Genomic DNA, 26,471 nt, shown 5'->3' with positions numbered 1-26,471 from the left:
CCGCCCTCCGGTCACGCCGTCAGCCGGCGTGCCTACAGGCTCAGCGGTGTGAACTCGAACAGCAGGCGGGGGTCGGTGTGCAGCAGCGCCGGCTTCTTGCCCTGGTAGGGCAGGTGTGCCAGCAGATCGCGCATCAGGTTCAGGCGCGCCAGCAGCTTGTTGTCGGTGCGCACGATGCGCCAGGGCGCATGTTCGGTGTGGGTGCGCAACAGCATGGTGTCGCGCGCTGTGCTGTAGGCCTTCCAGTGTTTGACGGCCACCGCGTCTATGGGGCTGATCTTCCATTGCTTCAGCGGGTCGCGCGCACGGTCAGCCAGGCGGCGCTTCTGCTCGTCCTTGCTGATGTCCAGGTAGTATTTGAACAACCGGATGCCGGAGTGGACCAGCAGTTCTTCAAAGCGTGGCACCGTTTGCAGGAAGTCTTCGTATTCGGCATCGCTGCAAAAGCCCATCACGTGCTCCACCCCGGCACGGTTGTACCAACTGCGGTTGAACAGCACCAGCTCCTCGGCGGCCGGCAGGAAGGGCACCCAGCGTTGGAAATACCAGCTGCTGCGGTCGCGCTCTGAAGGCTTGCCCAGTGCCACCACCCGGGTCTCGCGCGGGCTCAGGTGCTCCACGATGCGCTTGATGCTGCCGTCCTTGCCAGCGCCGTCGCGCCCCTCCAGCAACACCAGGATGCGTTCGCCATGGCGTATCGCATGGCGCTGCAGCTTCACCAGCTCGACTTGCAGGTCGTGCAGTTGCGCCTCGTAGTCATCACCGGAGATGTCCGCTGCGCTGTCAGCTGGCGTGGCTGCGTGGTTGAACGACGCGGTGGCTTGTTGGTCCTGTCCACCTTGCTTGCTGCTGTCGCTGGATTTTTTCTTGTGCTTGTTGCCCATAAGCGGACGGCAGGGTCAGGCGACTCAAGCGCCGCTCAAGCCGCCAGGGCCATGGGGGGCACCAGCAGCCGGCTGAAGACCTTCTTGCTGGCGGCGTAGCATTCGCAGGTGCGTTGTTCCAGGCGTTCGCGGTCCAACACCACGATGTGGCCACGGCTGTAGCGGATCAGGCCAGCTTGCTGCAGCTTGTGCGCGGCCACCGTCACGCCTTCGCGGCGCACGCCCAGCAGGTTGGCAGCGCCTTCTTGGGTCAGCTCCATTTCGTCGCTGGGCAGGCGGTCCAGCCCCAGCAGCAGGCGGCGGCACAGTTGCTGGTCGATGGAGTGGTAGCGGTTGCAGACGGCGGTCTGCGCCACCTGGGCGATCACCGCCTGGGCGTAGCGCAGCAGCAGCTTGAGCACCGCGCCGCCGCGTTCCACTTCGGCCTTGATGAACTGGGCGCTCACGCGCAGGCCCTGGCCCGCGCTTTGCACCACGGTTTCGCTGGGCATGGCGTCGCCGCCCAACACCAGCGAAATGCCCACCGCACCGTCGTTGCCGACCACGGCCACTTCGGTGGAACTGCCTTCTTCCGTCAGGTACAGCAGTGAGCAGATCGCCGTGGTGGGAAAGATCACCGACGATGGCGCACGGCCGGGCTCGCTCAGCACCTGGCCTTGGGCCAGCATCACCGGCTCCATCTGTTCCAGCCAGCGTTCCCAGTCGGACGGCTGCAGGGCGGCCAGCAAGTGGTTTTGGCGCGGATCGCAAATGGGGTGGTAGATCGTTTTCATGGGCTCCCTTTGGGCATTGAATGAGCCTTCATGGTCTGCCAGCGCGGGCTTTTGCGCTATCGGCGCGAGCCGCCAATCGCTGTCGGCAGGTTCCTACATGCGAGTGCCCCTTGCCGAAGGTGGTCTCCCCAGTGAAAACCGCCTTTGCACCGCACGGACTCGTCCTACACGGCCCGGCGTCCCTGTCTGACAGATTGCCAGTGTCTGCGCCCGTACCATCGATTCTCACAGGCCGCGGCGGTCCGCTGGCCCACAACATGCTCTCGTGGAGGATTCCGATGAACCCCAATATCAATACTTTCAATTCCTTGCCCTGCTGGAGCACGGCGTCCATAGGTGAGGGCAGTCAGCGGTTGGCCAGCGCGGTCGAATCCCTGGGACTGGGCGACCACTTGAACCAATGCAAGGCCTTGCAGAGCCGCTTCTTCACGCTGCATTGCCTGCTGGAGTCGGCGCACGGCTTCATGGTCACGCATGTGTTCACCTCGGCGGTTCTGGTCACGCTGCTGATCGGCCTGGGTTCGCTGGTCCTCTGAGCCGGCCATCCAACCGGCCTGAATAATGTGGCAACCCGAGTTGCTGCGCCTGCTGCCCCAGTTGTCGCTGGCATCGCGCGACATGCTGGACGGCGCCCGGGGCGCCGTGTTGCCACCGATACGCTCGGAGATATTCGGCCAGCAGCGCTTTGCCCAACATGGTCACAGCCTGGCTGAAACGCACCGCGCCGAGCGCGTGCGCTCGGCCAGGGGGGCCTTCTTTCCGCGCTTGCGCCACAACATCCGCGTGCTGCGCGAGGCGCACCATTACATAGGCGACCAGGCTGGCACCGGCTATGACCTCAGCCCTGCGGCCGAGTGGCTGCTGGACAACTTCCATCTGATAGAAGCCCAGTTGAAGGAAATCCACGACGGCTTGCCGCGCAGCTACTTTCGCACGCTGCCGACGTTGCTGGATGAGCCACTGGCCGGCCTGCCGCGCATCTACGGCGTGGCCTGGGCCTTTGTAGCCCACACCGACAGCGCCTTCGACGAGGACCTGCTGGGCGCCTACCTGGGCGCCTACCAGGAGACCCGCGCGCTGAACCTCAACGAGGTCTGGGCCTTGCCCACGACGCTGCGCGTGGTGCTGGTGGAAAACCTGCGCCGCCTGGCCGAGCGCATGGCCACCAACAAGGCTGCGCGCGAGGTCGCCAACCTGGTGTGCGACGCGCTGGAGCTTTGGAATGAAGAGCTGCTGGACGAGTTGCTGGAGGCGCTGAATGCGCGTGGCGTCGGGCAGGTGCTGCTGGCCCAGATGGGGCAGCGCCTGCTGGACCGCGACACCGGCGTCGACGTCCGGGTGCGCGAATGGCTGGCCGTGCAGGCGCCCGACCTGGCCGCGTTGCAGCGCCAGCAAAGCGCCGACCAGACGGCCGACAACCTGAGTGTCAGCAACGCCGTCACGGCGCTGCGTGCCATTGGGGATGCCGATTGGGCTGATCTGGTGGAGCGCACCAACACGCTGATGCGCGTGCTGCTGACCTCGCCCATGTTCGCCGCCGAGCACGTCCGCACGCGCGACCAGACGCTGCATGACATCGAGCGCCTGGCGCTGCGCAGTGGCCGGGATGAGGTGGCGGTGGCGCAGACGCTGCTGGGCTTGATGCACACCGCCGACAGCGGCCTTGGTGAGCGGGGCGGCACGGACGCAGACGCTTCGGTTGCCAGCCACTGGCTGCGCGGCCCCGGCCGCGCAGCGCTGTTGAAGGCACTGGGCCTGCGCGAGCCGCTGGCCAGTGCCTGGCGCTTTGGCGCGCGTCACATGGTGCTGCCGGCCTACCTGAGTGCGCTGGCGCTGGGCACGGCGCTGCTGATCCTGTGGATCCTGCGCCAGCACGCCGCCAGCTCCGGGCCTTTGGGTGAGGCGGGCGAATCTGCGGCTGCGCTGGCGCTGTGCACATTGCTGATGCTGTTTCCGGCTTCCGAGGCGGTGGTGGCGGTGATCAACCGGCTGATCAGCGAGTCGGCCCGGCCCGAACCACTGCCCCGGCTGGCGCTGGCCGAGGGCATACCGGCCGAGCACCGGGTGCTGGTGGCGGTGCCGGCGATGCTGACCAACGAGGCCGCGGTGCACGAACTGGTGCACCGGCTGGAGCTGCACCACCTGGCCAACCCGGAGCAGCATGCGCAATTTGCGCTGCTGACAGATTGGGCCGATGCCGATGCCGCGCGCATTCCCTCCGACGCGCCGCTGCTGGCCAGCGCGCGGGCGCAGGTGCGGGCACTTGCCGCACGCTACCCGCAGCCGGACGGCATGGCGCCGCGCTTCATCCTGCTGCACCGCGAGCGCCAATGGAGCGACAGCGAGCGGCGCTGGATAGGCTGGGAGCGCAAGCGCGGCAAGCTCGAGCAGCTGGTGGCGGCGCTGGCAACCAACGCACAGCATGGCGGTACCACCTTCATCGATCTGGGCGAGGCCTCGCGCCTGGCGCCCAACACCCCGTACCTGGTGACGCTGGACGCCGACACCCGGTTGCCGCCAGGCAGCCTGCGCGAGCTGGTGGGCGTGGCCGCGCACCCGCACAACCGGCCTCAGCTGGACGAACGCGGCACAACCGTGGTGCACGGCTACGGCATCCTGCAGCCGCGCATTGCTGCGCCGCTGCCGGCGGTGAAGGACTTCACGCTGTTCCATTGGCTGTTTGCCGGCCAGTGCGGCATCGATCCGTACAGTGCCGCCAGTTCCGAGGTTTACCAGGACGTGTTCGGCGAGGGCACCTTCACCGGCAAGGGCCTGCTCAATGTGCAGGCCATGCATGCGGTGTTGCACCGGCGGCTGCCTGAGAGTCAGGTGCTCAGCCACGACCTGCTGGAAGGATCGCTGGCGCGCTGCGCCACCGTGACGGACGTCACGCTGATCGAAGACGCCCCCTTCCATGCCGACGTCGCCGCCTCGCGTGTGCACCGCTGGACGCGCGGTGATTGGCAATTGCTGCCCTTCCTGTTGCAGCCCCACCGCTATGCGCTGCGCGCCATCAACCGCTGGAAGATGTTCGACAACCTGCGCCGCTCGCTGGTGGCGCCGATGTCGCTGGCGCTGCTGTTGCTGGCGTTGGCCGGCCAGGCGGTGTCGCCCTGGGCCGCGCTGGCGCTGGTGCTGGCGGCTTTTTCCGCCGGACCGATGATCGGCGCGTTGGCCGGTTTTTCGCCGGCACGCGGCCCGCTGGCGCTGCACCATTTCTACCACCGCGCCGGGGCCGAGCTGGCACGGGCCTGCTGGGGTGGCCTGTGGCTGCTGCAGCAATTGGTGCAGCAGGCCTTGCTGTCGCTGGACGCCATCGTCCGCGCGCTGTACCGCATGGCGGTAAGCCGGCGCCTGCTGCTGCAATGGACCACCGCCGCCGCCGCCCAGGCCGCCGCCAGCACCCAACTGCGCGTGCTGGCGCAGCGCCACTGGCGCGCGCCGCTGGTTGCGCTGCTGCTGGCGCCGCCTTTGCTGCTGGTCAGCCCGTACCCGCTGTTGGCGGCCCTCTTGCTGGCGGCCTGGGCGTTGACGGCGCTGGGTACCTGGTGGGTCAGCCGGCCGCAGCCAGCGCGTCGGGACGAGGCGCTGTCGGCCGAAGAAACTGCCTACATGCACGCGGTGGCGCACGACACCTGGCGCTGGTTCGAGGCCTGCGTAGGCCCGCAGGACAACCACCTGCCACCCGACAACCTGCAAACCACACCGCATGAGATGCTGGCGCACCGCACCTCGCCCACCAACATCGGGCTGTACCTGCTGGCTGCGGCCTGCGCCCGGCAGTTCGGCTGGATAGACACGGCCGAGCTGCTGGCGCGGCTGGAGGCCACGCTGGCCACTTTGAGCAAGCTGCAACGCCATCGCGGCCACTTCCTGAACTGGTACGACACCCAGAGTTGCGCGCCGCTGTTGCCCATGTACGTCTCCACCGTGGACAGCGGCAACCTCAGCGGCCACCTGCTGGCTGTGGCCCAGGCCTGTCTGGCGCTGGTGCGCGCGCCCGAGCCGCCCAATGCGCCACTGGTGCAGCGCCTGCTGGCGGTGGCGCAGGCGTGCGACCGCCTGGCCTGGGCGCCGGAGTACACCTTCCTGTACCACCGCAAGCGCCAGCTGTTCCACATCGGCTACCGTGTCGCCGAGCAGCAACTGGACGCCAGTTTCTACGACCTGCTGGCCTCCGAGTCGCGCCTGACCAGCATGTTGGCCATTGCCAAGGGCGAGGTCCCGGTGCGTCACTGGGCGTCGCTGGGGCGGCCGTTCTACGCGGTGGGCGCCGGGGCTGGCTTGCGCTCCTGGTCCGGCTCCATGTTCGAATACCTGATGCCCACGCTGGTGCTGGACGAGCCGCATGGCAGCGTGCTGCGCGAGGCTTCGCTGGCGGCGCTGCGCGAGCAGATGGAGTTTGCGCAACTGCAGGACGCGCCCTGGGGCATTTCCGAGTCGGCCTATGCCGCCGCCGACCACACGCTGGCCTACCAGTATGCGCCGCAGGGCGTGCCGCGCCTGGCGTTGCGCCGCACCCCCGCAGACGAGCTGGTGGTGGCGCCTTATGCCACTGGGCTGGCCGCGCAGGTGGCGCCGCACCTGGCGTGCCGCAACCTGCGCACGCTGGAGACCCTGCGCGCGCGCACCCAGTACGGCTTCATCGAGGCGCTGGACTTCTCGCCAGCGCGCCAGCTGGAAAGCAGCACGGACGGCTTCACACCGGTCAATGCCTTCATGGCGCACCACCAGGGCATGATCATCGTCGCGCTGGCCAACGTGCTGCTGGATGGTGCACCGCGCCGCTGGGGCATGGCCAACACCCACATCGAGGCGGTGGCCTCGCTGCTGCATGAGCGCTCGCCGCGCCAGATCCCCACCCTGAACCGGCTCACGACCGGGCCGGTCCCGCCGGCGCAGCAACGCCGCCGTGTGGCGCGCATGCGCACCGAACTCACGCCGGGCACCTTGTCGCCCGAGCCCACCCACCTGCTGTCCAACGGCCGCTACAGCGTGGCCCTGCGCGCCAACGGCGCCGGCTGGAGCCGCTGGGGCGCGGCCGACATCAGCCGCTGGCGTGATGACGCGCTGCGCGATGCCCACGGCAACTTCTTCTACCTGCGCTGGCTGGACGCCAGCCGCGGCACCAGCCAGTTGCGCCCGGTGTCGGTGACCCAGCACCCGGCGCCCGACGCGCAGGCGCGCTACACGGCCGTCTTCCATGCCGACCGCGTGTGTTTCGATGCCAGCTGGCCAGGCGTGCGCGCCCATGTCACCGTGTGGGTCAGCCCCGAGGACGATGTGGAGTTCCGCCGCGTCGAGCTGTACAACCTGAACCAGCATGCCCTGAACCTGGAGCTGACGTCGGCCTTCGAGCCCACGCTGACCGCCGCGCGCGCCGACGAGGCACACCCGGCTTTTTCCAACCTGTTCCTTCAGGCCCAGTGGCAAGGCAGCCACCAGGCGTTGGTGTTCACGCGCAAGCCGCGCCTTGCCGGCGAGCAGACCATGCGCATGGCGCACTTTCTGGCCGACAGCGACAAGCCGGTGGCCAGCCTGCGCGTGCAGGTCGACCGCCAGCGCTGGCTGGGCCGCAACCGCACGCCGGCCCAACCGCTGGCGTTGCTGGAGCAGTTGCCGCAGATGGGGGAGGCCGCCACCGCCGAGCGCACGCTGGACACCGGGCTGGACCCGGTGTGCGCGCTGGCCGCCCACCTGCATCTGGCCGGTGGCGCCAGCATACAGCTGACCTTTGCCACCGCCGCCTGCGACAACGACGGCACGCTGCGCGCCATCATCGACAAATACCGCCAGCGCAGCCATGTGCAGCGCGCCTCGCTGATGTCGGCCACCCTGGCCAGCATCCGGCTGCGCGAGCTGCGCATCAGCGCCGACAATTTCGCCGCCATCCAGACGCTGACCAGCGCGCTGGTGATGAGCCTGGCGCGTCCGCACCCCTACGAGACGCCGGGCGAGCTGGCCGCCGACGACAGCCAGCGGGTGTGCGACCGCAAGCTGCTGTGGCGCCTGGGTATCTCGGGTGACCGGCCCATCGTGCTGGCCTTCGTTGGCCAGTCCCAGGGCCTGGGGTTGCTGCGCTCGCTGGCGCAGGCGTTGCGCCTGTGGTCCTGGGGTGGCGTGGCCTGCGACCTGGTGGTGGTGAACGCCGAGCCCACCTCCTACCTGATGGCCCTGCATCGCGATATCGCCGCCCTGCGCGACCGCCACCTGGCCGACAGCGGCGGCAATCCCGGTGCAGCGCCCACTGGCTTTCACCTGCTTCGTACCGACGAGTTGTCACCCGGTGAGCTCGGCACATTGCAGGCGCAAGCGCGGCTGCGTTTCAATGCCGACGGCCGGCCGCTGCGCCACCATGTGTGGGAGTGGGCCGCCTTGCACCAGCAGGCGCAGGATGCACGCAACGCCACACCCAGCGTGGTGGTGCCGCTGGCCAGTGCCGGGCTGGCCAGCGCACCGGTGCCGCAGGGCCAGTTTGACGACGCCAATGGCGAGTTCCGTTTTGACGTCAGCGGCAAGCTGCGCCCCGCACGCCCCTGGGCCAATGTGCTGTCCAACCCGGGCTTTGGCGCCCAGCTCACCGAGGCCGGTGGCGGCTACACCTGGGCCGTCAACAGCCGGCTGAACCAGCTCACCGCCTGGTCCAACGACCCGGTGGGCGACCCACCGTCGGAGTTGCTGCTGCTGCAGGATCGCAAGAGCGGCCAGGCCTGGAGCCTGACGCCCAACGCCTGGGCCGATGAATCCGCCAGCTACCGCGTGGCACACGGCCAGGGCTACAGCGTGGTCACGCACCGCCAGGGCGAGCTGGAGGTCAGCGTGACCTGGTGCGTGGACCCGCAAAGCGCCGTCAAACAAATGCGCGTGCGCATCAGCAACCGGGGCAGCGCCAGCCGCCAGCTGCGGCTGATCGCGCTGGCCGAATGGGTGATGGGGGCCAACCGCTCGGACCGCGGCAGCGCCGACACCGGCGTGTTGCGCCAGAACCTGCCCGAGCAAAGCGATGGCCAGCCGCGCAAGCTGGTGGCCTTGCTGTGCACGCAGCGCGAGCGCAGCGCCGGGTTTGGTGGCGGCACGGCCTTCCTGGCCCAGGTGGGCCACCTGGCCGAGTCTGAAGACTGGACCTGCGACCGCCGCGAGTGCTTTGACACCCGGGGCAGCCTGGTGCTGCCCGAGCACTTCGGCCGTGCCAGCGGTGCCGGGCTGGACCCCTGCGCCGCGCTGGCGGCGCGCATCTTGCTGGCGCCGGGCGACAGCGTGGAGCGGGTGTTCCTGCTGGGCTATGGCGCCAGCCCACAGGCGGCGCGCGAACTGGCGTTGGCGGCAGCCCAGGTTCCAACCGCGCAGCGGCTGGAGCAGGTGCGCCAGCAGTGGGAGTCGCTGCTGGGCGCCGCGCGGGTGAAGACCCCCGACCCGCTGTTCGACGCGCTGGTCAACCGCTGGCTGCTGTACCAGACCGTCACCTGCCGCATGTGGGCCAAGGCGGGCTTTTACCAGGCCGGCGGCGCCACCGGTTTTCGCGACCAGTTGCAAGACGCCATGGCCCTGGCCTGGGCGCGCCCGCAGTGGCTGCGCGAGCAGATCAAGGTGTGCGCCGCGCGCCAGTTCCGTGAAGGCGACGTTCAGCACTGGTGGCATGCACCCCAGGGCAATGGCGTGCGCACGCACTTCTCGGACGACCTGCTGTGGCTGCCCCACGCCTGCCTGCGCTACCTGGAGGCCACAGGCGACGCCGCGCTGCTGGACGAGCGGGTGCCCTTCCTGGAAGGCGAGGCCATTGCCGAAGGTGCCGAGGACAACTACCACACCCCCACTGTCAGCGCCGACACCGCCACGCTGTACGAGCACGCGGCGCTGGCCATAGACCGCAGTCTGCGCGTGGGCGTGCACGGTCTGCCGCTGATGGGCAGCGGCGACTGGAACGACGGCATGAACCGTGTTGGCATTGAAGGCAAGGGTGAGTCGGTGTGGCTGGCCTGGTTCCTGTGCGCGTTGGTGCGCGGCTTGGCGCCGCTGGCTCAGGCGCGTGGGGACGCCATACGCGCCAAGCGCTGGAACAACGCCCTGGCGGGTTGGCAGTCGGCGCTCGCCAGCCAGGCTTGGGACGGCCAGTGGTTCAAACGCGCCTTCTTTGATGACGGATCACCACTGGGATCACACACCAATGCCGAGGCACGCATTGACCTGATCGCCCAGGCCTGGGCGGTGTTGTCTGACGCCGCAGCACCTGCCATGCAACGCATGGCGATGGCGGCGGTCGAAGAGCACCTGGTGGACGAAGACGCCGGTCTGGTGCGGCTGCTGGACCCGCCACTGCAAGACGCCCAACCCAGTGCCGGTTATATCCAGGCCTACCCGCCGGGCGTGCGCGAAAACGGCGGCCAGTACAACCACGCCACGATCTGGGCGCTGATGGCGCAGGCCGAGTTGGCGCTGCGCGGTGGCGCTGGTGCGGCGGGATCGGCCGACGCCGTGTGGCGCTACTTCTGCGACGTCAGTCCGGCGCACCGCAGCGCCCACCCGCAGCATGGCACTGCCTATGGGCTGGAGCCCTATGTGATGGCCGGCGACATCTACAGCCAACCGCCCTACGTGGGACGCGGCGGCTGGAGCTGGTACACCGGCTCGGCCGCCTGGCTGCATCGCGCGGCCCTCGAGTCCTTGCTGGGCATGCGCCTGCGTGCCGGTCAGCTGAGCTTCCATCCCTGCCTGCCCGCGCATTGGCCGCAGGCCGAGCTGACACTGACGCGCGACGGCCGCAGCCTGAACCTGTTGCTGCTGCGCGCCGCCAGCCTGGGCGCGGCCCAGGCCATCGCCTCGCGCACCGGTGCGCGACTGCTGCGCGAGGACGAGCGCCTGCACTGGGCCAGCCTGCCGCCGAGCAGCAGCTATGTGCTGCCGCTGCTGGCGCACACCCAGGCCCAGCCGTCCACGCCCCAGGTGCCAGAGCCACCGGCCCGTGCCGCCGGGGGCCTGTGAAAGCTCAGTTGCGCGCGCAAGCTGCTGGCTAGAATAAGCCGCACATGCCACGCCATGCCGTCCATTCTTCCTGGGAGCAAGTCATGGGCTTGACGGTGTCCGCACCCGCACTGCGGCGCAGCGCCGTTGGCCTGCTGATGGCAGTTGCCTTCAGCGCCGCGCAAGCCGCGCCCCAGGTTGCAGAACTCACCAGCATGACGCTGGAGCAGCTCAGCCTGGTGCAGATCACTTCCGTGTCGCGCCGCACCGAAACCCTGGCCGGTGCCGCCGGTGCGGTGTACGTGATCAGCGCTGAGGACATACGCCGCAGCGGCGCCACCAGCCTGCCGCAGGCCCTGCGGCTGGCGCCCAACCTGCATGTGGCGCAGGCCGATGCCAACCAATGGGCCATCAGCGCGCGTGGCTTCAACGCCACCACGGCCGACAAGATGCTGGTGATGATCGATGGCCGCACGGTGTATTCACCGCTGTTTTCCGGCGTGTTCTGGGAGGCGCAGGCCGTGATGCTGGCCGATGTGGAGCGCATCGAGGTGATGAGCGGCTCAGGTGGCACCGTGTGGGGCTCCAACGCCGTCAATGGTTTCATCAACATCATCACCCGCGCCGCCCGGGACACCCAGGGCACGCTGCTGACGTTGGGCGGCGGCAATGCCGACAGCCTGGCTGGCATGCGCTTTGGCGGCAAGTTGGGCGACAACGGCTACTACCGCGTGTACGGCCAGCGCAGCCTGCGCGATGCCACGCACAACGCCGCCGGTGGCAGCCTGGGGGACGCTGCGCAATTCACCCAGGGCGGCTTTCGCGCCGACTGGGCTGGCCCGGGTCAGAGCGTCACGCTGCAGGGCGATGTGTATGGCAGCAGCGTCCACCAAGGCGCCGCGCAACCGCCGCGCGAGCTGTCCGGCGGCAACCTGCTGGCCCGGCTGACGCGCGAGTTGGGTAACGGCGCCAGCCTGCGGCTGCAGGCTTATTACGACCGCACCGAGCGTGACCAACCCGGCGCCATCAACGACAAGCTCGACACGCTGGACATGGACGTGCAGCACAGCTTTCAACTGAGTCCCAGCCAGCGCTGGCTGTGGGGCGGCGGCTACCGCTTCCAGTCCGACCAGCTGGTCAACCTGACGCCTGCGCTGGCCTTCACACCCGCCAGCCGTGACCTGCGCCTGGTCAACCTGTTCGCGCAGGACGAGTTCACGCTGGCTCCCAATCTGACGCTGACGCTGGGCCTGAAGCTGGAGCACAACGACTACACCGGGCTGGAAAACTTGCCCAACGCACGCCTGGCCTGGCAGTTATCACCCGAGCAGTTGCTGTGGATGGCGGCCTCGCGCACGGTGCGCATCCCCGCGCGGCTGGACCGCGAACTGGTGCGCCCGGCCAATCCACCCTACACGCTGCTGGCGCCCAATGACAGCTTTCAGTCCGAGGTGTCCAATGTGTTCGAGTTGGGATGGCGTGCCCAGCCCAGCCCGGCGGCTTCGTATGCCATCACGCTGTTCCACCACGAATTCGACCGTCAGCGCTCTGTGCAGCCCACGGCCATCGGCCCCGTCATCGCCAACCAGATCGATGGTGACAGCACCGGTATAGAGGCTTGGGGCAGCCTGCGCATCAGCCCGCATTGGCGCCTGACGGCCGGGGCGATGGTGCAGAACCTGCAGTTGCGGGTCAAGCCCGGTGCGGTGTCCGTGGGTGGCACCGCAGCGCTGGGCAATGACGCCGGGCAGACCTGGCAGCTGGGTACGTCATGGGACTTACCCGGTGGTCTGGAGTTTGACATCAATGCCCGCCATGTGGGCGCATTGCCCAGCCCGGTGGTGCCGGCCTACTTCAGCGTCGACGCCCGGCTGGGCTGGCGCATGTCGGGCGGGCCCGAACTGTCGCTGGTGGCGCGCAACCTGTTTGGGCCCCCCTACGCCGAATGGGGTGTTGCGCCCCAGCGGCCGGTGTACGACCGTGGCGTATTCGCCAACCTGGTGTGGCGGCTGCCATGAGCTCGTTGGCCTGGCGCTGGCTTCGTCGGCTGGGTGCGCCCTGCCTGGCACTGGCCCTGGCGGCAGCGCCTGTGCTGGTGCTGGCGGAGGAGGCGCCGCAGCTGGAGCGGCGCGTCAAGGCGGTGTTCCTGTACAAGTTTGTCGACTATGTGGTCTGGCCAGCCGGCACCTTCTCCCAGCCGGATGCGCCGCTGCTCATCGGCGTGATGGGTGACGACCGCCTGGCCGAGGACCTGGCTGCCGCGCTGTCCACCCGCAGCGTCGGCGGCCGGCCCATCGGCGTTCGCCGCTACCACGAGGGCGAGCCGCTGGGCGGCATGCACATGCTGTTCGTGGCGCGTGGCGAGTCTGCACGGTTGGCGTCGCTGGCCAAGGCCGCCGCCGCCAACGGGCAGCCGCTGCTGCTGGTCAGCGAGAACGAGGACGCGCTGGAGCGCGGCAGCATCATCAATTTCGTCGTCAGTGGCGGTCGGGTGCGTTTTGACATCGCGCTTGACACGGCCGAGGCGCGCGGCCTGAAGCTCAGCTCCGGCCTGCTGGGCGTGGCGCGCAAGTTGCGCCCGGGGTCAGCGCCATGAGCCTGGGCAAATCCCCTCCCGCAAAGAGCCGGCTGGACCGGCCCGGCATGCTGGGCAGCATACGCTTCTCGCTGCGCCGCAAACTGATGTTCGTGGTGCTCAGCACCAGCTTCCTGGCGCTGCTGCTAATGGGCAGCACGCTGCTGATCTACGAACTGCGCACCTACCACCAGTCCTGGATCAACGACATGGTGACCCAGGCCGACCTGATGGGCCGTGCCAGCGCGGCGGCCCTGACCTTCGACGACGACAAGGTGGCGCGAGACAACCTGGCGCTGTTGCGCCTGCGCCCCAAGGTGATCGCCGCCGCCGTGTACACCGCGCAAGGCCGGCTGTTCGCCAGCTATCAGCGCGATGCCGATGGCAGTGCGCCGCCGTTGCCGGCCAGCCCCGAGGGCAGCACCTACCGGATAGAGGCAGGCGAACTGGTGCTGTTCCGGCAGATCTGGAACAACCGCGAGCTGGTCGGCACCATCTACTTCCGCTCCGACTACGAATTGGCGCAGCGCTTGCTGAGCTACCTGGCCATCCTGGGCGCGGTGATGCTGGCCAGCATGGCTGTGGCGGTGATGCTGACCTCGTGGATGCAAAAGGCCATCACCCGGCCCATCGTCGGCATGGCCGACGTGGCGCGCCGCGTGATGACGCGGCGCGATTACTCGCTGCGTGCCAACCGCACCACCGACGACGAGATCGGCTACCTCGTGGATGCCTTCAACGCCATGCTGGCCGAACTGGGCGGGCGCGCCCAGGCGCTGGAGGCCTCCAACAGCTCTCTGGAGCAGGAAATGGGTGTGCGCCGCCAGGCGGAAGCCGCGCTGCGCGCGGCCGACCGGCAGAAGGACCAGTTCCTGGCGACGCTGGCGCATGAGCTGCGCAACCCACTGGCGCCGCTGCTCAATGCACTGGACGTGCTGCGCCTGCCAACTACCGACGCGAGCGCGCGCCAGGCCACCCAGGAGATGATGGAGCGCCAGCTGCGCCAACTGGTGCAACTGGTCAACGACTTGCTGGACGTGTCGCGCATCACCACCGGCAAGATGGTGCTCAAGCGCGAGCGCTGCGAACTGGCCGACGTGGTGCGCATGGCGGTGGAAGCCACGGCGCCGCTGGTGCAGTCACGCGGCCACCACCTGGCGCTGGAGCTGCCGCAAGAGCCGGTGTATCTGCTGGCCGACCCCACCCGCCTGGTGCAGGTGTTCTTGAACCTGCTGAACAATGCCGCCAAGTTCACCGATCCCGGTGGCCGGCTGCGCCTGGCCGCGCAGATCCAGGATGGCAACGTGCAAGTGACGGTGCAGGACAGCGGCATGGGGTTGGACCCAGCCATGTTGCCGGTGATCTTCGGCATGTTCGCCCAGGCCGACCGCTCGTTGGAGCGCGTCCACGCCGGCTTGGGTGTGGGTTTGTCGCTGGCCAAGTTCATCGTTGAGCTGCACGGCGGCAGCATCACCGCGCACAGCGATGGCCCGGGCACCGGCAGCCGCTTCACCGTCACCCTGCCGTTGTTGGCTGGCGCGGCCATGCCCGCGCCAGCCGCGTTGAACACACCCGCGCCGCAGCCACCCGCACCGGCGCCGGCAGCGAGCACGCCGGGCCTGCGCGTGTTGCTGGCCGATGACAACGTGGACTTTGCCGCCAGCCTGGCCATGCTGCTGGAGGCTGAAGGCCACGAAGTGCGTGTGACGCATGACGGCCAAGAGGCCTTGGAGGCGGCTCCGGGCTTCAGACCGCAGGTGTGTTTTCTGGACATCGGCCTGCCCAAGCTGCATGGCTATGAGTTGGCCGTGCGGCTGCGCGCCTTGCCTGAACTCGACGGCGTGCACCTGGTGGCGGTGTCTGGCTGGGGCCAACCCGAAGACAAGCTGCGGGCCCACCAGGCCGGCTTTGACAAGCATCTGGTCAAGCCGGTGGAGTTTGCCCAGGTGCTGGATGTGTTGGACGCCTGGCGCGCAGCGCGGGCCTGAAACGGATGGTCGTGGAGGTCAGCCCGGCAGGCGCAGCGCCACGCCGGCGGGCAGGCGTTCCATGGCCAGCCCGTGCGCATCGGCCAGGGCTTGCACGTCATCCCAGACGATGCGGCGGTAGATGCCCTCATCGGCATGGCTGGCACCGGCACCGCGGCGCAGTTGCAGCGACAGCCAGGTGCCGCTGTCGCCAGATTCCGGCGGCTGAAGCGACAGCGTCAGTTCGTCCAGGTCGCCGGCATCGTCCGCGCAGGCGATCAGCGCGGCCGTCAGCACCTCGCGGGTTGTGGCCTGTGGCAGCGGCAGCTCTTGCCCTTCGCCAATCTGGTTGACCAGTGTGAAGCCGCGAAAGGTGAAGTTGCTGCGCACCAGCTCCAGGCATTCGGCCACACCGGCGGTCAGGCTGACGTTGGCTTCCGGGTCTGGCGCCAGCCAGGACACCACGTCCAGGCAGGAGGCAATGGCCGAGCGCGCAAGCTTGCCGATCTTGCCCACACCGTTGTGAGCGGCGGTGACGGCGTCGGGGCCGCCGGTGGCCAGTTTGCGGTCCGTCACCTCGCAGATCATGCCCATGGGCTGCAGGTGCACCACCATGTGGTGGCGCAGCACTGGCACAAGGCGGCGCAGCAGCGCATAGCGGGCGGCTTCGGCCCGGCCGCTGGATGTGTCTGTGCGGTTGTCAGTAGGGGTGGTCATGCGGACATGGCGGGTGAGGGCGGGTTGACGATGCGCCCTTGTGGCACATCGCCTCTGTCATCTTACTGCACCTTGCTACCACCCTTTTTGCGCTTTCAATTGCCGCCGTAACTGGCCTTGAAGGCCACCGCATAGCTTGTGACCAGGTGGGCATCGTCCGACGCGGGCGATGATTGCAGGGCCGCCACCGGTACCCCGGCCGCTACAGGCAATGGTGACATGGTTGCTGTTAGTACTGGCTTGGGTGCGCGCGGCTGCTGGGCGCCAGCGATCTGCACTGTCGCGGCGGCGGCTGCCGTCGTAGTGCGTTGCGGGGCCAGTCGCGGCGCCGTCGCCGTGGTGGGTGTTGCTTCGTGTTGCTGATTCGCCGCTTGCGCCAGGTACAGGCTCAAGCCGGTAGGCCCCATATCACTTTTGAGTGCGCGGCGCATGGCATCCCGGTTGATGGCGGCTGCGGCGGCGCAAGCACTGCGTGCCTGGGCATTGCCCAGTCCCTTGCAGGTGGCCAGTTCTTCCTGGTAGCGGGCCGAGATCCGTGTCTTGCCGGCACGGTAAGAGGCTTCCTTCAGGCTCATGGTCCGGTCCTGCGCAAAGCTGCTGGCGCACAGGCAGGCCATCGCCAGCATCACGCAAAAAGCTCGTTTCACAGCAGATCCCCATCGGGTGACAGCCAGCCCATCAGGGCGCCGAAGGCACCGCCGATCACGGCGCCCACACCAGCGCCGGTGATCACCGCCACCAGGGGGACAGCCAGTTCCATGCCCAGGCCCGGCACCACCCAACTGCTGCCGCTGGTGGCCCCCAGGGCCACCACCATGCCCAGCGCTCCGCCGACCGCACTGCCGACGCCAGCGCCTTCACCGGCGCGTGCCAGATCGGTGTCGTGCAGTTGCGCTTCCTGTTCCTGCGCCCCATGGGCCGCCAGATCGCCTCGGAGGGGCAGGTTCTTCGTGGCGCTGTCTTGCCGTATCGGAAAGCCTGTGTGCTGCGTGTGGCCGGCGGCGTGGAAGCTGAAATGTCTCATGGTGCGTTCTCCCGTGGTGCCTGCATGAGGCTGGATTGCCGCACGCCAGAGCTGATGGAGCCAGTATCCGAAATTGCCACACGCAAAGCTGTCGGACGCAAGGTGGTTCTCGTCCGCCATTGCGGCGCACGCGTGTGTAGCCGCAGTCCTACAGCGCAAAAGGCCCGGTGGGTTCCGACGCGCGATGTCGGCACCGTCCTACACACAAAGGCGTGCCGTACACCTACAGTGACTCGACCACTTTGTCGCACTTCGTCACTCCATGGTGAGGGCCAGCATGAACCATCCTCCCGTTCCCATCGTTCTCGGTTTCCGGCCGCGCCGCCGCCTGTTCGCGCGCAAGGCCCATTGGTGGGCACGCCTGTGGTGGCTGTTGCGCGATAGGGTCTGACGCCATGACCAGCCGCAAGCCACCTCCGGTGCCCACGCCCGAGCCCGACGAGTTGCTCGTCGACGAGCCGCTGGCAGCCGACGACACGCCGATTGAAGATGGCCTGGTGCCGCCGGCCATCGCCGACGACCCTGAGCACGACCGCCTGGTCGATCCCGAAGACAACTGACGTAGGCACCTCAGGGAGGCCCCATGCACCAAAATCTTGCCGGCTTTTCCGAAGCTCCATCCACGACGCATGCCGGCCGCCACACAGCGGCTTGGCCAGGGCGTTGTGCCCAATTGGAGCAGAAGTGCCAGCAGGACCGGCGCTTCATGGAATTGTTGGGTGCCTACCGCGCCAGCGGTGGATTGGCGCGCGCACAAGAAGTGCGTGCCCTGCATCAGCGCCGTGGTGCCACCGAGCGGCGCGCATTGGCCCGCCGGATTGCCGGGCGCGAGATCATCAGCTTTGAGTGGCAGGCGCAGGCCTGGTTGCCCTTGTTTCAGTTTGCCCGCGATGACATGGGCCTGCTGCCGGGCCTGACCCCGGTGCTGTCCGAGCTGGTGCCGCTGTACGACAGCTGGGAGGTGGCCGAATGGTTTGTGCGCGACGCCCCCGCCTTGCACAACAGCAACCCGCTGGCGTTGCTGCCGCTGGGCTGGGACCAGGTGCTGGATGCCGCACGTATGGAACACTTCATCCTGGCGGCCTGATTCAACGCGATCTGGCCCTGGCTGCCAAAAGCCTTGCGGTCGATGCGACCGCAGCGGCGTGCGCGGGCCGGTTTAATCCGTAGCCCGCCGCCGTGCCAGAGTGGGGGTCGGCCCAGGGACATAGGGCACGCGCAGCGTGCCCTCCCAGTTGCACGGCATGCTGCAGCAGCGGTAGCGGTGCACCAGCATGAAGATGCTGACAAACCGATCCGACAGGCGGCGCGGCACGCGCGCCAGATTGCCCTGGCACACCGGGCAGACTGGGTGATTGCCGTGGTGGCGGTCCAGGGGCATCTTGCCGGAGTCGGATCGTGCCATGAGGGACCTCACTTCTTCAACGACATCTGGTTGTTGACGCTGGCCACGCCGTCGACGTCACGCGTCAGGTTGGTGGCCCGGGTCATCTGGCCAGGGTTGTCAACGAAGCCGCTGAGTTGCACCTCGCCCTTGCGCGTGACCACGGTGATGTCCAGGCCTTTGACCAACGCGTCGGCCAGCAGCGTAGCTTTCACGCGGGCTGTGACGATGGCGTCATCTACCTTGTTGCCGACCGTGGTGGGCGAGGTCTTCAGATCCATGCGGTTATTGACGCCCTGGACGCCTTCGACAGCGCGTGCCAGCTCCAACACATGGTCCACTTGCGCCTGGTTGTCGACGTAGCCGCTGAGCATGACTTCTCCCTTGCGGGTCTCCACTTTGACGTCGAAACTCTTCACCTGCGCGTCGGCCAGCAGCGCAGAGCGCACCTTGGTGCTGATGACGCCGTCGTCTATCACCGTGCCTACGGTGGTGGGCGGCGGTGGCGCGCCGGTGGAGGTGTCAACCATGCGGTCGCATGCGGCCAACAGGGTGGCGGCCAGTCCCAGTGCCAATGACAGCGTCCATGTCCGGTGGCCACGTGACGGCCGGGATGCAAAAACTTGCAATGTGTTCATGATGGATCTCCCTTGTGGTTTGAGTGCTTTCACTGTGCGCCTCGCTTTCAATTTCTTCCGTGCGCTGGCGCACGCATATGCCGACGCGCCACACCTGGGTGCGTTGTCGTACAGACGTCACCCAACCACCCCCATACGCTCGGTTGCACATAGGTACACCCCCGCACGTAACAATTCATGAGCAACCCTGCCGCAGCACCGGCCAGCATTGAACAGACCACCCCCCAGGCCTGGCGCCTGTCGGGCGCCTGGACGGCACGTGCGATGGACGACTTGCCGCAGCGCCTGGCCGCCCTGAAAGCGCAGGCCGGCGGCGGGCTGGCCGCCGACGCCAGCGGCATCCAGGCGCTGGACAGCGTCGGGGCCTGGTTGTTGCAGCAGATGTTGCAGCGCCTGCGCGAGCAGGGCACGCCGGTGGCGTTGAACGGCCTGCGCGCCGAGTTCAATCCCTTGATGGACGCGGTGGCGCTGCAGGCGCAGCAACCGGTGGCACCCGCCGCGCCTCAACCTGGTGTGCTGACGCGCACCGGCCAGGCCACGGTGGAGGCGCTGCAACAGGGGCAGGCCATGCTGGGGTTTGTCGGCGAAACCGCCGTGGCGCTGCTGGCGGTGCTGCGCCGGCCAAGCCAATTGCGCTGGCGCCCGGTGCTTTTCAACCTGCGGCTGGCCGGCGTGGACGCACTGCCCATCGTGGGGCTGCTGTCCTTCCTTCTGGGCGTGGTGGTGGCTTACCAGGGCGCCAGCCAGTTGCGCCAATACGGGGCCAACATCTTCGTCGTGGACCTGGTGGGCCTGTCCATGCTGCGCGAGTTCGCGCCGCTGATCACCGCAATCATCCTGGCCGGGCGGTCCGGCTCGGCCTACGCGGCACAGATCGGCACCATGGCGGTGACGCAGGAAATTGACGCCATGCGCACGCTGGGCATCTCGCCGCAGCAGATGTTGGTGTTGCCCAAACTGATCGCGCTGGTGCTGGCCATGCCGCTGCTCACCGTCTATGCCGATGTGCTGGGCCTGGCCGGCGGCATGCTGATGGCCGGTACCCAGCTGGAGGTGGGCGCTGCCGACTTCATCGATCGTCTCGCCAAGGCGGTGACGGTGACCGACTTCCTGATCGGCGTGGGCAAGGCACCGGTGTTTGCCGCCATCGTGGTGGTGGTGGGTTGCTTCCAGGGCTTCAACACACGTGGTGGCGCTGACGCCGTGGGCCGCCAGACCACCCGCAGCGTGGTGCAGGCCATTTTCCTGGTGATCGTGGCCGACGCGCTGTTCTCCGTGGTGTTCAGCGCCTTGAGGTTGTGACATGGTTGACGCCGGCACCGCACCAGTGACCCCCCTCGAAGCCAGTGCGGCCCGCCCAGCCGCTGCGGACGAGCCGGTCATCCGGCTGCGCGGCGTGTCCACCCGCTTTGGCGACCACGTGGTGCACGACCACATCGACCTGGAGGTGCGGCGGGCTGAAATCTTCGCACTGATAGGCGGTAGCGGCTCGGGCAAGTCCACGCTGCTGCGCGAGATGATCCTGCTGCACAAGCCCGACGAGGGCAGCATTGAGTTGCTGGGCCAGGACTTGAGCCAATTGGATGAGGATGCCGCCAACGTGCTGCGCCAGCGCTGCGGCGTGATGTTCCAGGGTGGCGCACTGTTTGGCTCGCTCACCGTGCTGGAAAACGTCGGCCTGCCGTTGCGCGAGCACACCGCATTGGACAACGCGTTGATCGACCAACTGGCGGCCTGGAAGATCACCATGGCCGGTCTGAAGCCCGAGGCTGGCGCCCAATACCCGGCCGAACTCAGCGGTGGCATGCTCAAGCGTGCGGCGCTGGCCCGCGCGCTGGCGCTGGACCCCGAACTGCTGTTCCTGGACGAGCCCACTGCCGGGCTGGACCCTACCAGCGCTGCCGGCGTGGACGAGCTGGTGTTGAAGCTGCGGGAGTTGTTTGGTTTGACGGTCGTGATCATCACCCACGACCTGGACCTGCTGTGGCAAGTGGCCGACCGCGTGGCCGTGCTGGGCGAAGGCAAATTGCAGGCCGTGGGCAGCATGGAAGAGCTGCAACAACTGGACCTGCCGGCGGTGCGCCAGTTCTTCAGCGGCCCGCGTGCCCGGTCTGCCGCCGCGCAGGCGCAGGAGCCAGGGCATGACAATGGCGCGCCGCTTCACGCAGGCAAGGCCGCCACCGACACCGAACAACAAGACACCGGGAGCGCATCATAGAAACCAAAGTCAATTACCCACTGGTGGGGGCGTTTGTGCTGGCGCTGGGCGCGGCGCTGATCGCCGGCGTGCTGTGGCTGGCCTACGGCGGTTCGTTCAAGAAAAAAATCGACTACTACTGGGCGATAGAAAACGAATCCGTCGCCGGGTTGAATCTGAACGCGCCGGTCAAGTACAACGGTGTCGATGTCGGCCGGGTGCAAACCATAAGGCTGGACCCGGTGAACCCCCAGCGGGTGGAGTTGCTGCTGGCCATGCAGCACGGCACACCCATCAAGACCGACACCGTGGCGGTGTTGAAGACCCAGGGCCTGACCGGCATCGCCTACCTGGAACTCGATGGCGGTGCCGCCAACGCGCCACTGCTGCTGCCGCCCGACGACGACCATTACCCGGTGATCCCTACCAAGCCGTCGCTGACCGCGCGGCTGGAAACCATCCTGAGCAATGTGTTGTCCAAGCTGGACAGCACCTCCAACAACCTCAATGCGCTGCTGAGCGACGAGAACCGCGCCAACATACGCGCCATGCTGGTCGACGCCGCCGCCGTGATGCACACGGTGGCAGCACGCCGCCCAGAGATCGATGCCGGCATCGCCAACGCCAGCCGCACCATGGCCAACAGCGCGCGCCTGAGTGCGCAGGCTGGCCCGGTGCTGGAACGGGTAGGGCGCGGTGCTGACGCCATCGAGAAGATGGGCAACGAGGTCGCCAACACCAGCGCCACCGCCGGCCGCACCGTGGACTCGGTGGGTGCCGACGTCAAGCGCTTCACGGCTGAGACCCTGCCCGAGCTGGAGCGGCTGCTGGGCGAACTCAGCGTGCTGTCGGGCTCGTTGCGGCGCCTGAGTGACCAGACCCAACGTGACCCAGCCGGCCTGCTGTTTGGCCACAAGCCGGTACCACCCGGCCCGGGTGAGACCTTGCCGGAGAAAGCCAAGCCATGACCATGAAACACCTCACCGCCGTGCTGTGCGCTGCTGTGCTCGCCGGTTGCGCCGGCCAGCGCCCGGCCACCACGCCCAATTTCTACCGCTTTGACACCAGCTGGCTGGACAGCCTGCCGGTTGTCGAGCAACAGGCGTCGTCTGCCCCATCGCCGTCTGCCACCCTGGTGGTGCCCCGGCCGACGTTGATCGTCAACCCGGTGCAGGCCGCTGCCGGCTACGACAGCGCCCACATGGTCTACCAGCGCCAGCCCTCGCATCAGGAGCGTTTTGCCTACAGCGAATGGGTGGACACACCCGCGCGCATGCTGACGCCGGCGCTGATGACCCAGCTGGCACGCAGCGGCGCTTTCCGCGCCGTAGTGGGCACGCCCAGTGCGGCGGCTGGCGATTTGCGGCTGGATGTGGAGATTGTGCAACTGACGCAGGACTTCAGCAGCCGGCCCAGCCGCGCACGGCTGGCGCTGCATGCCTATATGGTGGACGACACCAGCCGCCGTGTGCTGGCCTGGCGCGACATACGCACCGAGGCCCCCGCACCCAGCGACGACCCGGCCGGCGGCGTGGCCGCAACCAGCCAGGCGGTGCGCCAGGCCTTGCAGATGCTGTCTGAATTCTGCTCTGAGGCCGCGAGCGGCTGGAAACCCAGCGCGACGGCAACCACCGCACGCGCACGCTGAGCCTGGTGGCCCTGCCAGGGCTTGCCCAACTCGCCCGGCCACCTCAGCTTTGCGATGCTCGGCCGATCAGGCCACGTCCTCAATGGCCAGCAGCCGGTATTTTTCAGCGATGGAGCAGGGCGACTGGCGTATCACCTCCATCGCCTTGTCGGCTTCGGCGTCGCTGCGCGGGTGCACCATCACCGCGCAATGGCCGCTCAGGGCCAGTTCGCGGTAGCGCTCGGTGGTGGCGCTCTCGGTGCCCACCGAAGGCAGTGTGCTGTTGTGCGTGCGGGCGGTGGGCACCACCTGCTCCAGCACAGCCTCGGGCGTCAGGTAAAGCATGTCGGGCTCCTGCATGCCAGCAGCACGCAGATCGCGCTCGAGTTGCTTGGCATCGTCCGCTGTGGGCAGCATCACGAAGGTGTAGCCGGTGGGGTAAAACTCCCCACGCATCGTCAGCATGTCGGATGTGAGTTCAAAGTCTTTCATGTGCTGTTCCTCCTGTGTGGTGGGCTGCGGCCTGTGCTGGCGATGTGCTCTGCCGGCCTTGCCTTGCGTTGGTTATCACATGGGGTTTTGCATTCGTCTGTACGTACACGCACACAAGGCTGCAGTGTTGCTGGCGTGGCACAGCGGGCGCCCAACGTTCGCCAGCGTACAGAGCCAAACGCCACCAGCCTCAAGAATGCCCTACATGCCCGCTGTCCCTAGCACGCGGGCATTCCGATTCACCCGAGTTAGTTAGGAAGGACGAAAGGACAACAACATGAAACACACACACTTGGCACGCATGCTGAGCTTGGCCGGATTGAGTTCGGTCATCGCCGGCGCCACATTGGCGCAGACCCCACAAGAACGTTACTGGTACGGTGGCATCGCCGCCGGCTCGTCGCTGTCGCAGATGGATGACCAGGCCACAGCCCGCAGCCTGCTGGGCGTGGCGCCCGGCATCACCCGCTTCGGCCGCGACGACCGCGACGCTGCGGGAAAGATCTTCGGCGGCTACCAGTTCAACCGCAACATCGGCCTGGAAGCCGGATACTTCAACCTCGGCACTTTCAGCTGGGGTGCCTTCACCACGCCGCCTGGTGGCCTGGTGGGTGAATACAAGATCGATGGCTGGAACATCGACCTGGTGGGCACCATCCCCTTGAGCGAGCGTTGGTCCGCCAGCGCCCGCATCGGCGCGCAATGGGCCAACACCAGCGGCAGCTACCGCGCCAGCGGCGCAGCGACCACCCTGCGTACCGGTGTGGACCAGAACGAAACCAACGCCAAGATCGGCCTGGGTCTGCAGTATGAGATCAGCCGCAACATGCTGCTGCGTGGCGACATTGAGCGCTACCAGGTGAACGACGGACTTGGCAACAAGGGCAACGTCAACACCTACACCGTGGGTCTGGTGTTCCCGCTCGGCCGCAGGGCTCCGGCACCGGCACCTGTGATGGCTGCCGCGCCGGCACCGGCACCGGTTGTCGCCCAGTACGTGGCGCCGCCGCCCCCGCCGCCCCCGCCTCCGCCGCCCCCCCCGCCGCCGGCCCCCCGCCGCGTGACTTTCTCGGCCCAGGAGCTGTTTGACTTCGACAAGGCCGAACTGAAGGCCGACGGCCGCTCCGCGCTGGACAAGTTCTCCAGCGACCTGCGTGGCACCAGCTACGACCTGGTCACCGTGGAGGGCAACACCGACCGCATTGGCTCCACGGCCTACAACCAGGGCCTGTCCGAGCGCCGCGCCGCAGCAGTGAAGAACTACCTGGTCACCAGCGGTGGCGTGCCGTCGGCCAAGATCTCGTCGGTGGGCAAGGGCGAGACCAACCCCGTGACCAAGCCGGGTGATTGCCCCAAGGGTGACAAGCCCAACGCCAAGCTGATCGCCTGCCTGGCGCCTGATCGGCGCGTGGAAGTGGTGGTGACCGGCACCAAGTAAGCCGGTACGCCCAAAGCAAAGGCCCGCGCAAGCGGGCCTTTTTTGTGGCTCAGGCAAGTTGTGGGCTACCCTGCCAACAAAAAAGGCCCGCCAGATCGGCGGGCCTTGTCGTGGCAGTGGGCGAACGACCAGCAGCCGCTGATGCCGCTCAGTGCTTGGTGTTTTCCATCAGCGAGGCCAGGTCGTCAGCGTGCTCCTCTTCCATCGCCAGGATTTCCTTGAGCATGCGCTGGGTGGTGGGGTCGCGCTGGTCCAGGTAGGCGATCATCTCGCGGTAGCTCTCGATGGCGATGCGCTCGGCCACCAGGTTTTCCTTGATCATGCTCTCCAGCGAGTTGCCCTCGATGTACTCGGCGTGGCTGCGCACGGACAGGCCGTCGGGCGAAAAGTTGGGCTCGCCGCCCAGCTCGACGATACGCTTGGCGATCTGGTCGGCGTGTGCCATCTCCTGATCGGCATGCTCCAGGAACTCAGCTTTCACCGATTCGGAGTGGATGCCCTTGGCCATGAAGTAGTGGCGCTTGTAGCGCAGCACGCACACCAGCTCGGTGGCCAGCGCCTCGTTCAGCATGGTCAGCACCACGGGCCGGTCGGCCGCATAGCCGGGCGTGACAGCGCCTTCCTCGATGTTCTTGCGGGCGCGCGCGCGCAGCGTCTTGATGTCGGTCAGCATGGGCTCCAGCAGGGGCTCTTTCATGTTCATGGTTGTCCTCTTTGGGTTTGTTGGCGATGGGATGGGCAATGTGCCAAGCACTTGTCCACCTTAGATGCATGCGCGGGTGCTGTCTGTGCGATGACGTACGCCCGGCCCCGGCCGCACACCCGGAATGTTGCGGGCAGTGCGGCCATGGCCGGGCCTGTGTCGTGGGCGGGCAATCTGCGCGCGGTCAGACGCGCGGCTCACCCAGCGCGTTCACGGTGATGCTGGGGCCGGGAGGCGTGGTCATCTGCACCCGATGCTCCAGCCCGCGGAACACGTACGTCACTTCCCAATAGTCGGGCCTGTCGCTGGCGCTCACATTGGTGCAGCGCTGCACGTTCTGCGTGCTGACCACCTGGCCGTTGTCGCGACCGGCGTTGGCACCGATGGCGGCGCCCGCAGCCACGCCACCGGCGGTAGCCACGTCCTTGCCAAAGCCGCCGCCCACCTGGTGACCCAGGATGCCGCCGATCAGCGCGCCAGCGATGGCGCCACCCACATTGGGCCCGCTTTGCTGGTTCTGCACCACCTGCTGTTGCTCGGTCCAGCAACGTTGTTGCGGCGTGCCCATCACGGCGCGCACATTGGTCACGTTGGCGGTGAAGGTCTGCTCATCCGCGCGGCGGCGGGCGTCATACACCGGCAGCGGTGCGATGGGAGCGTACCGGCTGTCTTCGTAACGCACCCCGCGCGGGATTTCGCGCACCGAGGAGATGCGGTCATTCAAGCCCATGGCAGCCATGGACGGGTAGCGGCCCGGGCGCAGCAGCGTGCAGCGGCCGCCGAAGCGGGCGTCCTCGCACACTTCCCAGCGCTGGTGAATGACTTCCACCGACGAGGCGCGGTCGTTGAAGCCGAAGCGGCGCAAGTCCTCCACCGAGTTGTCGGTGTTGAACGATCGGCCGCCAAAATTCTCGTGTTCGTAGAACACGACCTGGGCCGACGCGGCACCGGCCAGGGCGGCGCCCGCCAGGGCCAGTGCGAGTTTCTTGAAGTGGTTCTTGTTCATCATGTGGTTCTCCTGCCGTGGTTTGCTTGATGCGTGCCGCCGTTCCATCCGCTGTTAAAGCCAAGGTACGACGGCTCCCTTGTCACGG

The 26,471-nt window shown here is 67.6% G+C and carries 22 protein-coding genes; 12 read left to right on the top strand and 10 right to left on the bottom strand.

Translation table 11 applies throughout. From position 1 onward, the window contains the following. Nucleotides 1-32: 32 nt before the first annotated feature. Together ppk2 and AC1DX2_RS05830 are read right to left on the bottom strand one after the other, a co-directional pair. Complete coding sequence (gene ppk2, locus AC1DX2_RS05835) at nucleotides 33-884, bottom strand: polyphosphate kinase 2 (protein WP_477195342.1); 852 nt, start codon at nucleotides 882-884, stop codon at nucleotides 33-35. A 35-nt stretch (nucleotides 885-919) separates the two neighbouring features. After that, nucleotides 920-1,657, bottom strand: a complete 738-nt coding sequence (locus AC1DX2_RS05830; RefSeq protein ID WP_477195341.1) for a Crp/Fnr family transcriptional regulator — start codon at nucleotides 1,655-1,657, stop codon at nucleotides 920-922. A 278-nt stretch (nucleotides 1,658-1,935) separates the two neighbouring features. Between AC1DX2_RS05830 and AC1DX2_RS05825 the strand changes: the two genes are divergently transcribed. The 5 genes from AC1DX2_RS05825 to AC1DX2_RS05805 all read left to right on the top strand — a co-directional run bounded on the left by AC1DX2_RS05825 (nucleotide 1,936) and on the right by AC1DX2_RS05805 (nucleotide 15,178). Next, entirely contained in the window at nucleotides 1,936-2,193 is a 258-nt protein-coding gene (locus AC1DX2_RS05825; protein WP_477195340.1) for a hypothetical protein, read from the top strand. 25 nt (nucleotides 2,194-2,218) lie between these two features. After that, a complete protein-coding gene (locus AC1DX2_RS05820) occupies nucleotides 2,219-10,636 on the top strand; it encodes a glycoside hydrolase family 94 protein (RefSeq protein ID WP_477195339.1) in 8,418 nt (2,805 codons plus the stop codon). An 83-nt stretch (nucleotides 10,637-10,719) separates the two neighbouring features. Next, nucleotides 10,720-12,633, top strand: coding sequence for a TOL_0244 family TonB-dependent receptor (locus AC1DX2_RS05815; protein ID WP_477195338.1), 1,914 nt, complete (start codon nucleotides 10,720-10,722; stop codon nucleotides 12,631-12,633). After that, nucleotides 12,630-13,211 (top strand): TOL_0243 family YfiR-like periplasmic protein, encoded by a 582-nt coding sequence (locus AC1DX2_RS05810; protein ID WP_477195337.1) that lies wholly within the window; start codon nucleotides 12,630-12,632, stop codon nucleotides 13,209-13,211. The genes AC1DX2_RS05815 and AC1DX2_RS05810 overlap by 4 nt, the downstream gene beginning before the upstream one ends. Beyond that, nucleotides 13,208-15,178 (top strand): sensor histidine kinase, YfiR-like protein-associated, encoded by a 1,971-nt coding sequence (locus AC1DX2_RS05805; RefSeq protein WP_477195336.1) that lies wholly within the window; start codon nucleotides 13,208-13,210, stop codon nucleotides 15,176-15,178. The genes AC1DX2_RS05810 and AC1DX2_RS05805 overlap by 4 nt, the downstream gene beginning before the upstream one ends. A gap of 18 nt (nucleotides 15,179-15,196) precedes the next feature. Here AC1DX2_RS05805 and AC1DX2_RS05800 read toward each other — a convergent pair whose 3' ends face one another. The 3 genes from AC1DX2_RS05800 to AC1DX2_RS05790 form a co-directional block, all read right to left on the bottom strand. Next, a complete protein-coding gene (locus AC1DX2_RS05800) occupies nucleotides 15,197-15,874 on the bottom strand; it encodes a hypothetical protein (protein WP_477195335.1) in 678 nt (225 codons plus the stop codon). A 95-nt stretch (nucleotides 15,875-15,969) separates the two neighbouring features. After that, the gene (locus AC1DX2_RS05795) at nucleotides 15,970-16,521 is read right to left on the bottom strand and encodes a hypothetical protein (RefSeq protein ID WP_477195334.1); all 552 of its coding nucleotides are present in this window, start codon (nucleotides 16,519-16,521) and stop codon (nucleotides 15,970-15,972) included. Continuing rightward, nucleotides 16,518-16,898 (bottom strand): hypothetical protein, encoded by a 381-nt coding sequence (locus tag AC1DX2_RS05790; RefSeq protein WP_477195333.1) that lies wholly within the window; start codon nucleotides 16,896-16,898, stop codon nucleotides 16,518-16,520. The genes AC1DX2_RS05795 and AC1DX2_RS05790 overlap by 4 nt, the downstream gene beginning before the upstream one ends. Before the next feature lie 395 nt (nucleotides 16,899-17,293). On the opposite strand from AC1DX2_RS05790, the gene AC1DX2_RS05785 reads away from it, so the two are divergent. Then, nucleotides 17,294-17,458 (top strand): hypothetical protein, encoded by a 165-nt coding sequence (locus AC1DX2_RS05785; protein ID WP_477195332.1) that lies wholly within the window; start codon nucleotides 17,294-17,296, stop codon nucleotides 17,456-17,458. 146 nt (nucleotides 17,459-17,604) lie between these two features. Beyond that, on the top strand, nucleotides 17,605-17,985 hold the full coding sequence (locus AC1DX2_RS05780; protein ID WP_477195331.1) for a hypothetical protein: 381 nt from the start codon (nucleotides 17,605-17,607) through the stop codon (nucleotides 17,983-17,985). 72 nt (nucleotides 17,986-18,057) lie between these two features. Here AC1DX2_RS05780 and AC1DX2_RS05775 read toward each other — a convergent pair whose 3' ends face one another. Next, nucleotides 18,058-18,303, bottom strand: a complete 246-nt coding sequence (locus AC1DX2_RS05775; protein WP_477195330.1) for a hypothetical protein — start codon at nucleotides 18,301-18,303, stop codon at nucleotides 18,058-18,060. Nucleotides 18,304-18,311: 8 nt separating this feature from the next. Beyond that, nucleotides 18,312-18,920, bottom strand: coding sequence for a BON domain-containing protein (locus AC1DX2_RS05770; RefSeq protein ID WP_477195329.1), 609 nt, complete (start codon nucleotides 18,918-18,920; stop codon nucleotides 18,312-18,314). A gap of 177 nt (nucleotides 18,921-19,097) precedes the next feature. Here AC1DX2_RS05770 and AC1DX2_RS05765 point away from each other — a divergent pair, with 177 nt between their 5' ends. From AC1DX2_RS05765 to AC1DX2_RS05750, 4 genes are read left to right on the top strand one after another with little or no spacing between them, the layout of a single operon-like run. After that, nucleotides 19,098-20,222, top strand: coding sequence for an ABC transporter permease (locus AC1DX2_RS05765; RefSeq protein ID WP_477195328.1), 1,125 nt, complete (start codon nucleotides 19,098-19,100; stop codon nucleotides 20,220-20,222). 1 nt (nucleotide 20,223) lies between these two features. Beyond that, a complete protein-coding gene (locus AC1DX2_RS05760; protein ID WP_477195327.1) occupies nucleotides 20,224-21,138 on the top strand; it encodes an ABC transporter ATP-binding protein in 915 nt (304 codons plus the stop codon). A gap of 23 nt (nucleotides 21,139-21,161) precedes the next feature. Next, nucleotides 21,162-22,085, top strand: coding sequence for an MlaD family protein (locus AC1DX2_RS05755; protein WP_477195326.1), 924 nt, complete (start codon nucleotides 21,162-21,164; stop codon nucleotides 22,083-22,085). Between the two features lie 2 nt (nucleotides 22,086-22,087). Continuing rightward, nucleotides 22,088-22,765, top strand: a complete 678-nt coding sequence (locus AC1DX2_RS05750; protein ID WP_477195325.1) for an ABC-type transport auxiliary lipoprotein family protein — start codon at nucleotides 22,088-22,090, stop codon at nucleotides 22,763-22,765. A 66-nt stretch (nucleotides 22,766-22,831) separates the two neighbouring features. On the opposite strand, the gene AC1DX2_RS05745 is transcribed toward AC1DX2_RS05750, so the two are convergent. Next, nucleotides 22,832-23,236 (bottom strand): hypothetical protein, encoded by a 405-nt coding sequence (locus AC1DX2_RS05745; protein ID WP_477195324.1) that lies wholly within the window; start codon nucleotides 23,234-23,236, stop codon nucleotides 22,832-22,834. 277 nt (nucleotides 23,237-23,513) lie between these two features. Here AC1DX2_RS05745 and AC1DX2_RS05740 point away from each other — a divergent pair, with 277 nt between their 5' ends. Then, nucleotides 23,514-24,674, top strand: a complete 1,161-nt coding sequence (locus tag AC1DX2_RS05740; RefSeq protein WP_477195323.1) for an OmpA family protein — start codon at nucleotides 23,514-23,516, stop codon at nucleotides 24,672-24,674. A gap of 148 nt (nucleotides 24,675-24,822) precedes the next feature. Here the strand turns inward: AC1DX2_RS05740 and AC1DX2_RS05735 are convergent, their stop codons facing one another. Both AC1DX2_RS05735 and AC1DX2_RS05730 read right to left on the bottom strand, forming a co-directional pair. After that, the gene (locus tag AC1DX2_RS05735) at nucleotides 24,823-25,377 is read right to left on the bottom strand and encodes a ferritin-like domain-containing protein (protein ID WP_477195322.1); all 555 of its coding nucleotides are present in this window, start codon (nucleotides 25,375-25,377) and stop codon (nucleotides 24,823-24,825) included. 184 nt (nucleotides 25,378-25,561) lie between these two features. Beyond that, the gene (locus AC1DX2_RS05730; protein WP_477195321.1) at nucleotides 25,562-26,386 is read right to left on the bottom strand and encodes a beta/gamma crystallin-related protein; all 825 of its coding nucleotides are present in this window, start codon (nucleotides 26,384-26,386) and stop codon (nucleotides 25,562-25,564) included. Nucleotides 26,387-26,471: the final 85 nt, after the last annotated feature.

The sequence above is a fragment of the Hylemonella sp. P2_B10 genome (assembly GCF_056404875.1).
Note: the sequence above shows the minus strand (reverse complement) of the source record. Positions and strands in the feature narration are given on the sequence as shown.

Coding starts and splice junctions, on each gene's coding strand:
- ppk2 (WP_477195342.1), bottom strand. CDS start 884: ATGGGCAACAAGCACAAGAAAAAATCCAGCGACAGCAGCAAGCAAGGT.
- AC1DX2_RS05830 (WP_477195341.1), bottom strand. CDS start 1,657: ATGAAAACGATCTACCACCCCATTTGCGATCCGCGCCAAAACCACTTG.
- AC1DX2_RS05825 (WP_477195340.1), top strand. CDS start 1,936: ATGAACCCCAATATCAATACTTTCAATTCCTTGCCCTGCTGGAGCACG.
- AC1DX2_RS05820 (WP_477195339.1), top strand. CDS start 2,219: ATGTGGCAACCCGAGTTGCTGCGCCTGCTGCCCCAGTTGTCGCTGGCA.
- AC1DX2_RS05815 (WP_477195338.1), top strand. CDS start 10,720: ATGGGCTTGACGGTGTCCGCACCCGCACTGCGGCGCAGCGCCGTTGGC.
- AC1DX2_RS05810 (WP_477195337.1), top strand. CDS start 12,630: ATGAGCTCGTTGGCCTGGCGCTGGCTTCGTCGGCTGGGTGCGCCCTGC.
- AC1DX2_RS05805 (WP_477195336.1), top strand. CDS start 13,208: ATGAGCCTGGGCAAATCCCCTCCCGCAAAGAGCCGGCTGGACCGGCCC.
- AC1DX2_RS05800 (WP_477195335.1), bottom strand. CDS start 15,874: ATGACCACCCCTACTGACAACCGCACAGACACATCCAGCGGCCGGGCC.
- AC1DX2_RS05790 (WP_477195333.1), bottom strand. CDS start 16,898: ATGAGACATTTCAGCTTCCACGCCGCCGGCCACACGCAGCACACAGGC.
- AC1DX2_RS05785 (WP_477195332.1), top strand. CDS start 17,294: ATGACCAGCCGCAAGCCACCTCCGGTGCCCACGCCCGAGCCCGACGAG.
- AC1DX2_RS05780 (WP_477195331.1), top strand. CDS start 17,605: ATGGAATTGTTGGGTGCCTACCGCGCCAGCGGTGGATTGGCGCGCGCA.
- AC1DX2_RS05775 (WP_477195330.1), bottom strand. CDS start 18,303: ATGGCACGATCCGACTCCGGCAAGATGCCCCTGGACCGCCACCACGGC.
- AC1DX2_RS05770 (WP_477195329.1), bottom strand. CDS start 18,920: ATGAACACATTGCAAGTTTTTGCATCCCGGCCGTCACGTGGCCACCGG.
- AC1DX2_RS05765 (WP_477195328.1), top strand. CDS start 19,098: ATGAGCAACCCTGCCGCAGCACCGGCCAGCATTGAACAGACCACCCCC.
- AC1DX2_RS05760 (WP_477195327.1), top strand. CDS start 20,224: ATGGTTGACGCCGGCACCGCACCAGTGACCCCCCTCGAAGCCAGTGCG.
- AC1DX2_RS05750 (WP_477195325.1), top strand. CDS start 22,088: ATGAAACACCTCACCGCCGTGCTGTGCGCTGCTGTGCTCGCCGGTTGC.
- AC1DX2_RS05745 (WP_477195324.1), bottom strand. CDS start 23,236: ATGAAAGACTTTGAACTCACATCCGACATGCTGACGATGCGTGGGGAG.
- AC1DX2_RS05740 (WP_477195323.1), top strand. CDS start 23,514: ATGAAACACACACACTTGGCACGCATGCTGAGCTTGGCCGGATTGAGT.
- AC1DX2_RS05735 (WP_477195322.1), bottom strand. CDS start 25,377: ATGAACATGAAAGAGCCCCTGCTGGAGCCCATGCTGACCGACATCAAG.
- AC1DX2_RS05730 (WP_477195321.1), bottom strand. CDS start 26,386: ATGATGAACAAGAACCACTTCAAGAAACTCGCACTGGCCCTGGCGGGC.